Origin of the sequence: Streptococcus sp. 1343 (assembly GCF_013277355.1) — a bacterium.
GTDB classification, from domain to species: domain Bacteria; phylum Bacillota; class Bacilli; order Lactobacillales; family Streptococcaceae; genus Streptococcus; species Streptococcus pseudopneumoniae.
The window spans coordinates 1-15892 of the sequence record NZ_VMMT01000021.1; the positions used below are offsets into that span (position 1 = coordinate 1).

General features: G+C 39.5%; 13 protein-coding genes and 6 pseudogenes. 17 read left to right on the plus strand and 2 right to left on the minus strand.

Translation table 11 applies throughout. The features are described 5' to 3' along the window. From HT709_RS03130 to HT709_RS03200, 17 genes and pseudogenes are all read left to right on the plus strand, one after another. Positions 1–409, plus strand: a pseudogene (locus HT709_RS03130) (IS30 family transposase); the annotation flags it as partial. Continuing rightward, positions 410–526 (plus strand): annotated as a pseudogene (locus tag HT709_RS12150) (transposase); the annotation flags it as partial. It abuts the pseudogene before it with no gap. Continuing rightward, entirely contained in the window at positions 502–690 is a 189-nt protein-coding gene (locus tag HT709_RS11685) for a hypothetical protein (RefSeq protein WP_240156665.1), read from the plus strand. The pseudogene HT709_RS12150 and the gene HT709_RS11685, both read left to right, overlap by 25 nt. Positions 691–811: 121 nt before the next feature. After that, positions 812–1690, plus strand: a complete 879-nt coding sequence (gene mvk, locus HT709_RS03140; RefSeq protein ID WP_000163312.1) for a mevalonate kinase — start codon at positions 812–814, stop codon at positions 1688–1690. After that, positions 1672–2625 carry a diphosphomevalonate decarboxylase gene (mvaD, locus tag HT709_RS03145; RefSeq protein WP_000373448.1) on the plus strand — a complete coding sequence of 318 codons (954 nt, stop codon included), beginning with the start codon at positions 1672–1674 and terminating at the stop codon, positions 2623–2625. The genes mvk and mvaD overlap by 19 nt, the downstream gene beginning before the upstream one ends. Further along, positions 2612–3619, plus strand: coding sequence for a phosphomevalonate kinase (locus tag HT709_RS03150; protein WP_000562398.1), 1008 nt, complete (start codon positions 2612–2614; stop codon positions 3617–3619). The genes mvaD and HT709_RS03150 overlap by 14 nt, the downstream gene beginning before the upstream one ends. Further along, entirely contained in the window at positions 3603–4613 is a 1011-nt protein-coding gene (gene fni, locus HT709_RS03155) for a type 2 isopentenyl-diphosphate Delta-isomerase (RefSeq protein ID WP_000210663.1), read from the plus strand. The genes HT709_RS03150 and fni overlap by 17 nt, the downstream gene beginning before the upstream one ends. A 76-nt stretch (positions 4614–4689) precedes the next feature. Further along, on the plus strand, positions 4690–5388 hold the full coding sequence (gene liaF, locus HT709_RS03160; RefSeq protein WP_001224642.1) for a cell wall-active antibiotics response protein LiaF: 699 nt from the start codon (positions 4690–4692) through the stop codon (positions 5386–5388). Beyond that, positions 5385–6380, plus strand: a complete 996-nt coding sequence (locus HT709_RS03165) for a sensor histidine kinase (protein ID WP_000743655.1) — start codon at positions 5385–5387, stop codon at positions 6378–6380. The genes liaF and HT709_RS03165 overlap by 4 nt, the downstream gene beginning before the upstream one ends. Before the next feature lie 13 nt (positions 6381–6393). After that, positions 6394–7026, plus strand: coding sequence for a response regulator transcription factor (locus HT709_RS03170; RefSeq protein ID WP_000698420.1), 633 nt, complete (start codon positions 6394–6396; stop codon positions 7024–7026). Next, positions 7027–7267: pseudogene (locus HT709_RS12030) on the plus strand (DNA alkylation repair protein). Further along, positions 7192–7689: pseudogene (locus tag HT709_RS03180) on the plus strand (DNA alkylation repair protein). Before HT709_RS12030 ends, HT709_RS03180 begins: the two co-directional pseudogenes overlap by 76 nt. A gap of 426 nt (positions 7690–8115) precedes the next feature. After that, positions 8116–9159, plus strand: coding sequence for a serine protease (locus tag HT709_RS03185; RefSeq protein WP_205380758.1), 1044 nt, complete (start codon positions 8116–8118; stop codon positions 9157–9159). A 17-nt stretch (positions 9160–9176) separates the two neighbouring features. Continuing rightward, positions 9177–10178 (plus strand): choline-binding protein CbpJ, encoded by a 1002-nt coding sequence (gene cbpJ, locus HT709_RS03190; protein WP_023938809.1) that lies wholly within the window; start codon positions 9177–9179, stop codon positions 10176–10178. Between the two features lie 147 nt (positions 10179–10325). Further along, positions 10326–11683 (plus strand): IS3 family transposase gene (locus HT709_RS03195; protein ID WP_172923564.1). Its coding sequence is split into 2 segments (ribosomal slippage): positions 10326–10767 and positions 10767–11683, totalling 1359 coding nucleotides; the frame shifts between segments, so codons are not numbered across the junction. Positions 11684–12178: 495 nt separating this feature from the next. Continuing rightward, positions 12179–12516 (plus strand): annotated as a pseudogene (locus HT709_RS11690) (lantibiotic-modifying protein). A 517-nt stretch (positions 12517–13033) separates the two neighbouring features. Beyond that, the gene (locus HT709_RS03200; protein WP_000765697.1) at positions 13034–14266 is read left to right on the plus strand and encodes an MFS transporter; all 1233 of its coding nucleotides are present in this window, start codon (positions 13034–13036) and stop codon (positions 14264–14266) included. 117 nt (positions 14267–14383) lie between these two features. On the opposite strand, the gene cbpF is transcribed toward HT709_RS03200, so the two are convergent. Together cbpF and HT709_RS03210 are read right to left on the minus strand one after the other, a co-directional pair. After that, entirely contained in the window at positions 14384–15406 is a 1023-nt protein-coding gene (gene cbpF, locus HT709_RS03205; RefSeq protein WP_000771087.1) for a choline-binding protein CbpF, read from the minus strand. Positions 15407–15423: 17 nt separating this feature from the next. Continuing rightward, positions 15424–15892 (minus strand): annotated as a pseudogene (locus HT709_RS03210) (choline-binding protein G); the annotation flags it as partial.

The window sequence follows — 15892 nt, forward strand, 5'->3', positions numbered from 1 at the left end:
CATCATGGAAAATTAGGATGGTCAAAACAGGATCTGCTCTATCCTAGAAAAGGAAAAGCGCTTAAGAAACAAGCTAGCACCAATTTTAACCCCCCTGGTCAATCTATCGAACAGCGTCCTGAAGCTATCAATCTGCGATTGGAGAATGGGCAGTATGAGATTGATACGGTTCTGCTTACAAGAGTGAAAAATTATTGTTTACTGGTCTTAACTGATTGAAGGACTAGGCATCAAATTATCCGATTGATTCCAAATAAAAGTGCTGAGGCGGTCAATCAGGCTTTAAAACTCATCTTAAAACAAGACAAGATTCTGTCCATCACGGCAGATAATGGTACAGAATTTAACCGCTTGTCTGATGTATTTTCTGAGGAACATATCTATTATGCGCCCCTATGCCTCTTGGGAGATTGAACCCTATTTCTCCAAACACCGCACCTATAAATGGCCGAAACGAGTACTTGTTAATGAGACTTTGTACGTCACTAAAACAGGTTGCCAATGGCGCATGCTCCCTCACGACTTTCCTCTTTACTTAACGGTATGGAGTTTCTTTCGTCGTTCTATGACGACAGGTTGGTTCCAGGTCAATGGCAGATGGTACTACGCGCTTATAGCTCAGGTGTCTTGGCAGTGAATACGACTGTAAATGGCTATTCTGTCAACTATAATGGCGAATGGGTTCAATAATGAAAGAAGCGATTGTGAATGGAAACAATCGCTTTTTTTGTGAAAATATAATAAAATAGATAGGAAAGAATTAATACTTGTATGAAAAATAAGACGTTTTTTCGTCTAGTAAAAGGAAAAAATGACAAAAAAAGTTGGTGTCGGTCAGGCACATAGTAAGATAATTTTAATAGGGGAACATGCGGTCGTTTACGGTTATCCTGCCATTTCCCTGCCTCTTTTGGAGGTGGAGGTGACCTGTAAGGTAGTTCCTGCAGAGAGTCCTTGGCGCCTTTATGAGGAGGATACCTTGTCCATGGCGGTTTATGCCTCACTGGAGTATTTGGATATCACAGAAGCCTGCATTCGTTGTGAGATTGACTCGGCTATCCCTGAGAAACGGGGGATGGGTTCGTCAGCGGCTATCAGCATAGCGGCCATTCGTGCGGTATTTGACTACTATCAGGCCGATCTGCCTCATGATGTACTAGAAATCTTGGTCAATCGAGCTGAAATGATTGCCCATATGAATCCTAGTGGTTTGGATGCTAAGACCTGTCTCAGTGACCAACCTATTCGCTTTATCAAGAACGTAGGATTTACAGAACTTGAGATGGATTTATCCGCCTATTTGGTGATTGCCGATACGGGTGTTTATGGTCATACTCGTGAAGCCATCCAAGTGGTTCAAAATAAGGGCAAGGATGCCCTACCATTTTTGCATGCCTTGGGAGAATTGACCCAGCAGGCAGAGGATGCGATTTCACAAAAAGATGCTGAAGAACTGGGACAAATCCTCAGTCAAGCGCATTTACATTTAAAAGAAATTGGGGTCAGTAGCCCTGAGGCAGACCATCTGGTTGAAACGGCTCTTAGCCATGGTGCTCTGGGTGCCAAGATGAGCGGTGGTGGGCTAGGAGGCTGTATTATAGCCTTGGCAGATAATTTGACACACGCACAAGAATTAGCAGAAAGATTAGAAGAGAAAGGAGCTGTTCAGACATGGATAGAGAGCCTGTAACAGTACGTTCCTACGCAAATATTGCTATTATCAAATATTGGGGAAAGAAAAAAGAAAAAGAGATAGTGCCTGCTACTAGCAGTATTTCTCTAACTTTGGAAAATATGTATACAGAGACGACCTTGTCGCCTTTACCAGCCAATGTAACAGCTGACGAATTTTACATCAATGCTCAGCTACAAAATGAGGTCGAGCATGCCAAGATGAGTAAGATTATTGACCGTTATCGTCCAGCTGGTGAGGGCTTTGTCCGTATCGATACTCAAAATAATATGCCTACGGCAGCGGGCCTGTCCTCAAGTTCTAGTGGTTTGTCCGCCCTGGTCAAGGCTTGTAATGCTTATTTCCAGCTTGGTTTGTCTCGGAGTCAGTTGGCACAGGAGGCTAAGTTTGCCTCAGGTTCTTCTTCTCGGAGTTTTTATGGACCACTAGGTGCCTGGGACAAGGATAGTGGGGGAATTTACCCTGTAGAGACAAACTTGAAACTAGCTATGATCATGTTGGTGCTAGAGGACAAGAAAAAACCAATCTCTAGCCGTGACGGGATGAAACTTTGTGTGGAGACTTCGACGACTTTTGACGACTGGGTTCGTCAGTCTGAGAAGGACTATCAGGATATGCTGATTTATCTCAAGGAAAATGACTTTGCCAAGATTGGAGAATTAACGGAGAAAAATGCTCTTGCTATGCACGCTACGACCAAAACAGCATCACCAGCCTTTTCTTATCTGACCGATTCATCTTATGAAGCGATGGACTTTGTTCGTCAACTTCGCGAGCAAGGAGAGGCCTGCTACTTTACTATGGATGCCGGTCCTAATGTCAAAGTTCTTTGTCAAGAGAAAGACTTGGAGCATTTATCAAAAATCTTCGGTCAACGTTACCGCTTGATTGTGTCAAAAACAAAGGATTTGAGTCAAGATGATTGCTGTTAAAACTTGTGGAAAGCTCTATTGGGCAGGTGAATATGCTATTTTAGAGCCCGGACAGTTGGCCTTGATAAAGGCCATTCCCATCTATATGAAGGGCGATATTGCTTTTTCTGACAGCTACCGTATTTATTCAGATCTGTTTGATTTCGCAGTAGATTTGGCGCCAAATTCTGACTACAGCTTGATTCAAGAAACGATTGCTTTAGTGGAAGATTTCCTGACTTATCGAGGTCAAACTTTAAGACATTTTTCTCTAGAAATTCGAGGAAAAATGGAACGGGAAGGGAAAAAGTTTGGTCTAGGTTCTAGCGGTAGCGTCGTTGTTTTGGTCATCAAGGCTCTGCTAGCTCTGTATAAGCTTTCGGTTGATCAGGAGCTTTTGTTCAAGCTGGCTAGCGCTGTCTTGCTCAAGCGCGGAGACAATGGGTCTATGGGGGACCTTGCCTGTATTGTGGCAGAGGATTTGGTTCTTTACCAGTCATTTGATCGCCAGCAGGTAGCAGCTTGGTTGAAAGAAGAAAATTTGGCGACTGTTTTAGAGCGTGATTGGGACTTTTCAATTTCACAAGTGAAACCAACTTTAGAATGTGATTTCCTAGTGGGATGGACCAAGGAAGTGGCTGTATCTAGTGATATGGTTCAACAAATCAAGCAAAATATCAATCAGAATTTTTTAAGTTCCTCAAAAGAAACAGTGGCTTCTCTGGTAGAAGCCTTGGAGCAGGGGAAATCCGAAAAAGTTATTGAGCAGGTGGAAACAGCCAGCAATCTCTTAGAAGGCTTGAGCGCAGATATTTATACGCCTTCGCTTAGACAGCTGAAAGAAGCCAGTCAAGATTTGCAAGCCGTTGCCAAAAGCAGTGGCGCTGGTGGTGGTGATTGTGGTATTGCCTTGAGTTTTGATGAGCAATCAACTGAAACCCTAAAAAACCGTTGGGCCGATCTGGGGATTGAGCTCTTATACCAAGAAAGGATAGGACATGACGACAAATCGTAAGGATGAGCACATCCGCTATGCCCTTGAGCAGAAAAGTTCCTATAATAGCTTTGATGAGGTGGAGCTGCTTCATTCTTCCTTGCCTCTTTACAATCTGGATGAAATCGATCTGTCGACAGAGTTTGCTGGTCGAAAGTGGGATTTTCCTTTTTATATCAATGCCATGACAGGTGGGAGTGAAAAAGGTAAAGAAATCAATCAAAAGTTGGCTCAAGTGGCAGAAGCCTGTGGTATTTTATTTGTAACGGGTTCTTATAGCGCAGCACTCAAAGATCCAGCAGATGACTCTTTTTCTGTCAAGTCTAGTCATCCCAATCTCCTCCTTGGAACCAATATTGGATTGGACAAGCCTGTCGAGTTAGGCCTTCAGACTGTAGAAGAGATGCATCCTCTTCTCCTGCAAGTGCATGTCAATGTCATGCAGGAATTGCTTATGCCTGAGGGAGAAAGGAAGTTCAGAAGCTGGCAATCGCATCTGGCAGACTATAGCCAGCAAATTCCTGTTCCTATTGTTCTCAAGGAAGTGGGCTTTGGAATGGATGCCAAGACCATCGAGAGAGCCTATGAACTGGGTGTTCGTACAGTGGATTTATCAGGTCGTGGTGGCACCAGCTTTGCCTATATCGAAAACCGTCGCAGTGGCCAGCGTGATTACCTCAATCAATGGGGACAGTCTACCGTGCAGGCCCTACTCAACGCCCAAGAATGGAAAGACAAGGTCGAACTCTTGGTTAGTGGAGGCGTTCGGAATCCGCTGGATATGATTAAGTGTTTGGTCTTTGGTGCCAAAGCTGTAGGACTGTCACGAACAGTTCTGGAATTGGTTGAAACCTATTCAGTTGAAGAAGTGATTGGTATTGTTCAAGGCTGGAAAGACGATCTGCGTTTGATTATGTGTGCTCTTAATTGTGCCACCATAGCAGATTTGCAAAAAGTAGACTATCTTCTTTATGGAAAATTAAAAGAAGCAAAGGATCAGATGAAAAAGGCGTGACCACCGCCTTTTTTCCATCCTCAGACTGAGGTGACTTTTTTGAAGTGTGATAAAATAGAAAGGAGAGGATCAACCTATGAGAAAATTTAAAATCTTTTTATTTATCGAAGCCTGTCTTTTGACGGGAGCTCTGATTTTGATGGTTTCAGAGCATTTTTCACGTTTTCTGCTGATTTTATTCCTCTTTTTGCTTTTGATTCGCTATTACACTGGTAAAGAGGGCAATAATCTTCTTTTAGTGGTGGCAAGCATTCTCTTCTTTTTCATCGTCATGCTCAATCCTTTTGTGATTCTAGCTATTTTTGTTGCGGTCATCTACAGCCTCTTTCTTCTTTATCCGATGATGAACCAGGAAAAAGAGCAGACCAATTTGATTTTTGAAGAGGTGGTAACGGTTAAGAAGGAGAAAAATCGTTGGTTTGGAAATCTTCATCATTTTTCAAGCTACCAGACTTGCCAGTTTGATGATATCAATCTCTTTCGTCTCATGGGTAGGGACACTATTCATCTGGAGAGGGTTATCCTAACCAATCATGACAATGTCATTATCCTCAGAAAGATGATAGGCACGACCAAAATCATCGTACCTGTAGATGTGGAAGTCAGTCTCAGCGTTAATTGTCTCTATGGGGATTTGACTTTTTTCAATCAGCCCAAGCGAGCCCTCCGCAATGAACACTATCATCAAGAAACGAAAGACTATCTCAAGAGTAACAAGAGTGTCAAGATTTTCTTGACCACTATGATTGGGGATGTGGAGGTGGTCAGAGGATGAAAAAACAAGCTTATGTAATCATTGCCATCACCTCTGTCCTCTTTGTCTTTTTTTTCTCCCACAGCTTGCTGGAAATCCTTGACTTTGACTGGTCTATTTTCTTGCACGATGTCGAAAAAACAGAAAAATTTATCTTTTTATTGTTGGTATTCAGCATGTCCATGACCTTTCTCTTATCCCTGTTTTGGAGAGGTGTGGAAGAGCTTTCTCTAAGAAAAATGCAGGCTAATCTCAAGCGTTTGTTGGCAGGGAAAGAAGTGGTTCAGGTTGTAGATCCAGATTTGGATGCTAGTTTTAAGTCCTTATCTGGCAAACTTAACCTCTTGACAGAAGCGCTTCAAAAGGCTGAAAATCACAGCCTTGCTCAGGAAGAGGAAATCATCGAGAAGGAACGAAAGCGGATTGCTCGGGATTTGCACGATACAGTCAGTCAGGAGTTGTTTGCGGCTCACATGATTTTATCAGGCGTCAGTCAGCAGGCTTTGAAATTGGATAGAGAAAAGATGCAGATCCAGTTGCAGAGTGTCACAGCTATTTTAGAAACTGCCCAGAAGGACTTGAGAGTCTTGCTCCTGCACTTGCGACCAATTGAACTGGAGCAGAAGAGCTTGATAGAAGGGATTCAAATTCTCCTAAAAGAGCTTGAGGACAAGAGTGATCTCAAGGTTAGTCTCAAGCAGAATATGACGAAATTGCCCAAGAAGATTGAGGAGCATATCTTCCGCATTTTGCAGGAGTTGATTAGCAATACCCTCCGCCATGCCCAGGCCTCTTGTTTGGATGTCTATCTCTATCAGACAGACTTTGAATTGCAGCTGAAGGTGGTGGACAATGGGATTGGTTTCCAGTTAGGGAACTTAGACGACTTGAGTTATGGACTGCGAAATATCAAAGAGAGGGTTGAAGATATGGCTGGAACAGTTCAACTCTTGACAGCTCCCAAGCAAGGACTGGCAGTTGATATCCGTATTCCCCTGTTAGATAAGGAATGATAAAGGAGTAAAGATGAAAATTTTACTAGTAGATGACCATGAAATGGTCCGATTGGGCTTGAAAAGCTACTTTGATCTCCAAGATGATGTAGAAGTTGTGGGCGAGGCGGCAAACGGGTCTCAAGGTATTGACTTGGCCTTGAAATTGCGTCCGAATGTCATTGTCATGGATATTGTCATGCCTGAGATGAATGGAATTGACGCGACCTTGGCCATCCTTAAAGAATGGCCTGAAGCCAAGATTTTAATTGTGACTTCTTACTTGGACAATGAAAAAATCATGCCTGTCTTAGATGCAGGTGCTCGTGGCTATATGCTCAAGACTTCTAGTGCCGACGAACTGCTCCATGCTGTCCGTAAGGTGGCTGCTGGGGAGTTGGCCATTGAGCAAGAGGTCAGCAAAAAAGTCGAATACCACCGCAATCACATAGAACTACATGAGGACCTGACTGCGCGTGAGCGAGATGTTCTCCAACTCATCGCCAAGGGCTACGAAAATCAGCGTATCGCTGATGAACTTTTTATCTCTCTCAAGACGGTCAAGACCCATGTGTCCAATATCCTTGCCAAACTTGAAGTCAGCGATCGCACCCAGGCGGCTGTCTATGCCTTTCAGCACCATTTGGTGGGGCATGAAGAGTTTTAGATGAGTTTAGCAGATTTACTTGAGGAGCTAGAAGCAGCAAAAGACTCTAAAAAGCAAGACCCATGGAAGCCCATATGCGCCATCAATTTTCTTTTCTAGGTATTGCGGTGCCTGAAAGAAATAAACTCTATAAAAATATTTTCCAGAAGCGAAAAAACAAAGATTATCGATTGGGATTTTGCAGATACTTGCTGGGAAAAAGAATCTAGAGAATACCAGTATGTGGCTGCTAACTATTTGAAAGCAATGCAGTCTTATTTAAAGGACAGCGATTTGCCTAAGCTAGAGCAGTTGGTTGTTACCAAGTCTTGGTGGGATACGGTGGATATCCTAGATCGAGTAGTAGGGAGTTTGGTGTATGAGAAGCAGGAACTGGAAAAAATAATCCTCCAATGGAGCCTGTCAGACAATATCTGGTTGAGACGCGTCGCTATTGACCACCAGTTATTAAGAAAAGAGAAGACCAATACTCAATTAATGGAAAAGATTCTCCTTCATAACTTGAACCAAACAGAATTTTTTACCAATAAAGCCATTGGCTGGACTCTGCGAGACTACTCCAAAACGAATCCAACTTGAGTAACATGCTTTATTGAGAAAAACAAGGAAAGAATGGCTGAACTTAGTATCAAAGAAGCAAGCAAGTACCTCTATCGTGATTGAAAAGCGCAGTCATTAATTGAAAAGTTTACCTGTTTATGTGATAATGGAGGGTATTTACAGAAGGTGATAGATTTCTTGATTCTATAGTAGATTGAGAAATTTAGAATAGTATGCTATAATCACATTAGGAGGATAAAAATAATGAAGAAAACGTTTTATAAAAAATTGGGTATTTCAATTATTGCGAGTACTTTATTGGCTAGCCAGTTGTCGACAGTATCTGCTTTGACTGTTATTTCTAGTACAGGTGAAGAATATGAGGTGAGTGAAACATTACAGGAAAGTCCAGAAACTAATAATTTTTCACTTCCTGAGATTTCGCCAACATATGGTTCATATTACCAAAATCAATCAGAAGTAATTATCGGTAATGATGATTTGGTTAAAATTGATAATACTCTACAATATCCGTATTCAACTTCAGCTATGGTTTTGTCTGAGTACAATGGTGTAGCCAATGGAACGAATATAGAAGGAAGAGGAAGCGCGAATTTTATTAAAGATAATGTTTTAATTACAGCAGCTCATAACTTCTACAGTCATAAATATGGAAAAGAAGCGGATGCTATTTATGTACTTCCAGCAGCTAGTCCAGATCAGGAACCATTTGGAAAAATCAAGGTTAAGGAAGTTCGTTATTTGAAAGAATTTAGAACTTTAAATTCTAGAGATGCATCGAAATATGACTTGGCTCTATTAATTCTAGAAGAGCCTGTTGGCGCAAAATTGGGAACACTGGGGCTTCCAAATAGTCAGAAAAATTTGGCTGGAACACCAGTGACGATTACAGGATATCCATCATATGATTTTGGAATTCATCAAATGTATACAGATAAAAAACAAGTTTTAAGTGATGATGGTACTTTTTTGAATTATCAAGTTGATACTTTGGGGGGATCAAGTGGATCTGCTGTTTATGATGCTAGTCACCGTGTAGTCGGAGTACATACTTTGGGAGATGAAGCTAACCAAGTTAATAGCGCAGTAAAATTAAATGAACAGAATTTATCATTTATTTATTCAGTACTTAAAGGATATTCTCTTGAAGGATGGAAAAAATTAAGTGGCAGTTGGTACTATTATAAACAACATGATAAACAAACGGGTTGGCAGAAAATAGATGATACTTGGTACTATCTAGATGCTTCTGGTAAGATGCTTACAGATTGGCAAAAAGTAAATGGAAAATGGTATTATTTGGGAACCTCTGGTTCAATGGCAACAGGTTGGAAAAATGTACGAGGCAAATGGTATTACTTAGATAATAAAAATGGTGATATGAAGACTGGTTGGTATAAAGATGGTTCAACATGGTACTATCTAGATCCTACTAATGGAGACATGAAAACAGGTTGGATAAAAGTAGGAGGAAACTGGTATTATCTTAACTCAAGTGGAGCTATGGTAACAGGTAGCCAAACTATCGATGGTAAAGTTTATAATTTTGCTTCATCTGGTGAGTGGATTTAATATTGGAGGACATATAAATGAAACTTTTGAAAAAAACTATGCAAGTTGGACTGACAGCATTTTTCTTTGGTTTGCTAGCTACAAATACTGTTTTTGCGGATACCACAGGTGGCCAATTTGTTGATAAGGATAATAGAAAATATTATGTAAAAGATGCTCATAAAGCAATCTATTGGCATAAAATAGACGGAAAAACTTACTATTTTGGTGATAAAGGAGAAATGGTAGTTGGATGGCAATACTTAGAAATTCCTGGAACAGGTTATCGTGATGATTTATTAGATAACCAACCAGTTAATGAAATCGGCCTTCAACACAAGTGGTACTATTTTGGACAAGATGGGGTACTACAAGAATTTGTTGGCTGGAAAGCATTAGAGATTAAAACAAAAGACAGTGTTGGAAAAGAGTACGGGGAAAAACGTGAAGATTCAGAAGATTCAGAAGATAAAGAAGAGAAGCGTTATTACACGAACTATTACTTTAATCAGAATCATTCTTTAGAGACAGGTTGGCTTTATGATCAGTCTAACTGGTATTATCTAGCTAAAACAGAAATTAATGGAGAAAACTATATTGGTGGTGAAAGACGTGCAGGTTGGATAAATGATGGTTCAGCTTGGTACTACCTTGATCCAACAACTGCTGCAATGCAAACAGGATGGCAATATCTAGGTAATAACTGGTACTATCTCCGTTCATCAGGTGCTATGGCAACTGGTTGGGTGAAAGATGGTTCAACTTGGTATTATCTAGATGCTCAAAATGGTGATATGAAGACAGGTTGGGCTTATGTTGGTAACAGTTGGTACTACCTTCGTTCATCAGGTGCAATGTCTACTGGTTGGGTGAAAGATGGTTCAACTTGGTACTACCTAAATGCAAGTAATGGAGATATGAAGATAGGCTGGTTCCAAGTCAATGGTAAATGGTACTATGCCTATGGTTCAGGTGCTTTAGCTGTTAATACCACAGTAGGTGGTTACTACTTAAACTATAATGGCGAATGGGTTAAGTAATGAAGGCTAATGGTAAACTGTGATGGATATTTAACTTTGTATAATAGGTGGATAAAAGTCTTTAAAATAGGAAAAAACGCATAATATTAGGTGAACTGCACCCCAAAAGTTAGACAGACAAAATCTAACTTTTGGGGTATTTTTATTATGAAATTAACTTATGATGATAAAGTTCAGATCTATGAACTTAGAAAACAAGGATATAGCTTAGAGAAGCTTTCAAATAAATTTGGGATAAACAATTCTAATATTAGGTATATGATTAAATTGATTGATCGTTACGGAATAGAGTTCGTCAAAAAAGGAAAAAATCGTTACTATTCTCCTGATTTAAAACAAGAAATGATTGATAAAGTCATACATGAAGGCTGGACTAAAAATAGAGTTTCTCTTGAATACGGCCTCCCAAGTCGTACGATACTTCTTAATTGGCTAGCACAATACAAGAAAAACGGGTATACTATTGTTGAGAAAACAAGAGGGAGAGTACCTAAAATGGGACGTAAGCCAAAAAAGAGACCTGAAGAGAGGACAGAATTAGAACGTCTTCAAGCAGAAAATGAGTACCTGAGAGCGGAGAATGCCATCCTAAAAAAGTTAAGAGAACTCCGATTGAAGGAGGAAAAAGAGAAAGAAGAGAAAGAAGAAAGACAGAAATTGTTCAAGAATTAATGACTGAGTTTTCGTTAGATCTTCTTCTAAAAGTCATTAAACTAGCTCGTTCGACCTACTACTATCACTTGAAACAGCTAGACAAACTAGATAAGAATCAAGAGCTTAAAGCTGAAATTCAATCCATTTTTATCGAACACAAGGGAAATTATGGTTATCGTCGGATTCATTTAGAACTAAGAAATCGTGGTTATCTGGTAAATCATAAAAGAGTTCAACGCTTGATGAAAGTACTCAATTTACAAGCTAAAATGCGACAGAAACGAAAATATTCTTCTCATAAAGGAGACGTTGGCAAAAAGGCAGAGAATCTCATTCAACGTCAATTTGAAGGCTCTAAAACAATGGAAAAGTGCTACACAGATGTGACAGAATTTGCCATTCCAGCAAGTACTCAAAAGCTTTACTTATCACCAGTTTTAGATGGCTTTAATAGTGAAATTATCGCCTATAATCTTTCAACTTCACCCAACTTAGAACAAGTACAAACAATGTTGGAACAGGCATTCACAGAGAAGCACTACGAGAATACGATTCTCCATAGTGATCAAGGCTGGCAATATCAACACGATTCTTATCATCGGTTCCTAGAGAGTAAGGGAGTTCAAGCATCCATGTCACGCAAGGGCAACAGCCCAGACAACGGCATGATGGAATCTTTCTTTGGGATTCTGAAATCGGAAATGTTTTACGGTTATGAGAAGTCGTTTCAGTCGCTTAAGCAATTGGAACAAGCTATTGTAGACTATATTGATTACTACAACAATAAACGAATTAAGGTAAAACTAAAAGGACTTAGTCCTGTGCAGTACAGAACTAAATCCTTTGGATAAATTAATTGTCTAACTTTTGGGGGTCAGTACATATGCTACGGGAAAGTTATGCACTTAATTTGACAATTCAAGATGTAAAAATATATACTAATATTTGACAAGTTGTCCTAAAAATGTTGTTATGTTATGGATTGATCGAATCTAACTAAAGGATCCTATTCAATTACTAGAACTATCACATACTCAAGGTCAGCTCACAGATGAGCAACTATTTTGGTTACAATACCTACTAAATTTAAGTCAAACAAATAATTTAGTCAAAATTAAAAAAATAGAGGAACATAAATATGATTACAAAACGGAATGTAATAGTGTTCTACGATTTTTACTAGATAAAACTGTAAATTCTGAAGGAAGGATCACTTCTTCAACAGAATTTGGAAATTTCGTAAGTAATTTATCATTCCAACACGGAATAGCTGGACTACTGTTTCCTCTAAATAAATTGTCCCCCCAGAACTGGATTCTAAAATACTCTCTATCATCAAGAAAGCAGTGACAATTAGAACGACACACACATATGAATATCAATACTCGCTGCTATTTGGTGATTCAGGCTATCTATGGTTACTCCTACATTTATTTTCTATCAGTAAAAATCAATACTATCTACAATTAGCAAACGTCACCGCTAAGAAATTAATAGAGAATTATGATACTCTAGAGGAAATAGACTTTGCATTGAGAAAATCTGGTGTCCTATTGTCATTAATAAAATACTATCAATTTACCAATGACAATACTCTTAAAATTTTCATCCACAATAGTATAGGGGAAATTTAGCATTATTTCCTACAAAGAGATACAGCCAAAGAAAGCATTTTAGACTATAGCTTTGCTCATGGATATTGTGGAATTGCATAGGCTTTATTTGCCTATTCTAAAGTCTTAGAACCTTCTATGTTCTATAATGATCTCCATACATTCCATACTGAATTAAAAAAATTATTAGAAAAAATTACTTCTAATACTAAAAATTTAGGAAATTTACAACTTTCTTGGTGCAAAGGAATTTCCGGAATAATCTTATATCTTTGTATGTACGATTGTGACGGAAACAAAGATATTATTAGTAAATATCAATAATTTGTTTTTAACCATCATCTAAAAATGATGACAGGATATTGCCACGGAATAACTAGCTTACTACAAACCACTGTCTACAATCAAAACAAATTACTGATGAAAAAAATCCAACAGGTAATTTTAGCATGTTCTGAACGAGATGATCACGATTTACTGATGTTTCAAGGAGATAGGAGTAAAGCAGATTTGTTTGAAGCATGGGGGTATATTGGTGTCTATTAAATAATAAATTCCCATTCGATGTGCAGAAATAAGGAGAAAAGTATGAAATTATTTTGGACAAACAACATATATAGACAGTTGCTGCTAAACAGCTGTTTTTCATCATTCGGCGACAGTATTTTCTACCTCGCCATTATCAATTATGTGGCTCAGTACAATTTCGCTCCGCTAGCGATTTTACTGATTTCCATTTCAGAGGTGGTTCCCCTACTATCGCAACTCTTTCTCGGAATTCTAGGAGATTTTCAAGAAAATAGAGTCAAACACGCACTCTGGATTGCCAAAATCAAAATCCTGCTCTACGCTATTTTGACAGTATTTCTCGTCTTGTCGCCCTTTTCATTAGTTTCAGTCATTATGATTGTCATCATCAACCTTATCTCTGACACCTTGAGCTACCTGTCTGCCTACATGATGAACGCCCTCTACATCAGTATAATTAAGGACGACCTGCATGATGCCATGGGGTTCAGGCAGTCTCTGATGAGGGTTGTCCGCATTGTCGCCAATCTAGCTGGTGCATTCCTTATCAATGTTATGAGTATTCAAACTATTTCCCTTATCAACACTCTGACTTTTGTCATTGCCTTTTGGGGCCTGTATGTTATTCGACATACCTTGTATGAGGTTGAAAAAAGGATTGAAATGTCACATACAGCACTGAGTTTTAAGAAATATTTTCAACATCTTAAACAGTCGCTGGCTGTGCTCCTGAGGTTAAAAGATACCGTCATACTACTGTTTCTGACGACCAGTATGATTGCCATCTTGGATGTGTCTCCTCGGTTGATTGCCCTCCGCTTCATCCAACAGACACTAGCACAACTGAGCATTGGGCAACTCCTCGCCCTGCTCTCCATCATCATTTCTTGTGGAGCTATCCTTGGCAATATGACCAGCAGTAATCTATTTAAAAATATCCGTTTCACGCACCTCTTGGTTTTCTGTGAGATTTCCCTATTGGCTCTAATAACTAGTATCCTTTGTCAAGCCTATATCGTAATTTTCATGACCAGTTTCATCAGTTCTACGATTATCGGCATTCTCAGCCCTCGCCTACAAGCAGCTGTCTTTGCCTATATCCCCAGTGACAAGATGGGGACGGTGGGCTCTGCTCTGAGCACAGTGGACATTCTCGCCCCGTCCCTGCTCTCCCTATTAGCCCTATCCATAGCATCGAGCGTTTCGGTGCAGTTAGCATTGATATTTTTGTATCTTATTTTGATTGCTCTTATCTTTTGTCAATGGTTAGTCAAGTTCAACACTCATAACTAACGAAAAAGCATGTGTAGATTTCACATGCTTTTAATCTCCCCAATCGTCAGGTCAAGTACAACAAAGTCACTTCTTTGATTAAGCGAGTGTTCTAATATAATTATAAGCTCCCTGTCATTACCGAACCCATTCGCCATTATAATTGACAGAATAGCCGTCTACGGTCGTATTCACTGCCAAAGCACCTGAGCTATAAGCATAATACCATTTGCCATTAACCTGGAACCAACCTGTCTTCATATCTCCATTACCTGCATTTAGGTAGTACCAAGTTGAACCATCTTGATACCAACCAGTTGTCATAGCTCCCGATGAACGGAGATAGTACCACTTGTTACCAAGGTATTGCCAGCCCGTTTTCATATCACCATTTTCAGCATCTAAATAGTACCAAGTTGAGCCTTCCTGATACCAACCAGTTGCCATAGCTCCTGATGAACGAAGGTAGTACCAGTTATTACCTAGATATTGCCATCCTATTTGCATGATGCCAGTTGCTGGATCTAGGTAGTACCATGGAGCCGCTTTAAGCTTCTCTTCATCATAGGTTAGAGGATAATCCTTGATCCAACCACGTGCTATCTCCCCAACAGGCAATCTGTTGATGCGAGAATCAAAGCCACCATCCTTCTGCAAATAATACCAGTCCCCATTATCATAAACCCAACCAGTTTTTAAAGTATGATAACTACGCTGATCTTCAAAATAATAGACTCGTTTCTCTGCTGGGCTATCATATTGTTCCCCATGATGTTTGTTGGTATTTGTAGCAGTTTTTGCTTCTAACACTTGCTTGCCAACAAATTCTTGTAGTACCCCATCTTGACCAAAGTAAAACCAATCTGGTCTAAAAGCAATATCTTTCCTTAGAGAAGAACCAATCGTAACCCCTTCGTATGGAGCAGGTATATATTGCCAGCCGACAACCATCTCTCCAGATAAAGAATCAAAATAATAGTACTTACCATCAATCACTCGCCAGTCCGTTTCTTTGAGGTCCCCCTTCTTGTAGTAGGTTCTTCCGTTTTCTTGGACAAAATGCCATCCTTCAGAATCATCTGCAAATACTACATTTGTAGCTAGAAAACCAAAGAATATTGCTGCTAATCCAACTTGCATCATTTTTTTCAAAAGTTTCATGTATATACCCTCCAATATTAAATCCACTCACCAGATGAAGCAAAGTTATAAACTTTACCATCAATCGTCTGACTACCTGTAACCATAGCACCACTTGAATTGAGATAATACCATTCACCTGATACTTTTATCCAACCTGTTTTCATATCTCCATTAGTAGGATCTAAATAGTACCATGTTGAACCATCTTTATACCAACCAGTCTTCATATCACCATTGGTCTTATCTAAATAATACCATCTTCCTCGTACATATTTCCAACCTGTGGACATTGAACCAGAGGTTTCAAGATAATACCATTTGCCATTTATACTTTGCCAACCTGTTTGTTTATTACTATTCTTATAATAATACCAAGTATCACTAATCAACTTCCATCCATCAATAGAATGCCCTTTAATAACAGAGTAGATGAAAGATAGAGCCTTCTCATTTAACTTAACAGCATAATTCATCTGTTCTGCCTTACTCCCATTGGTATGAACT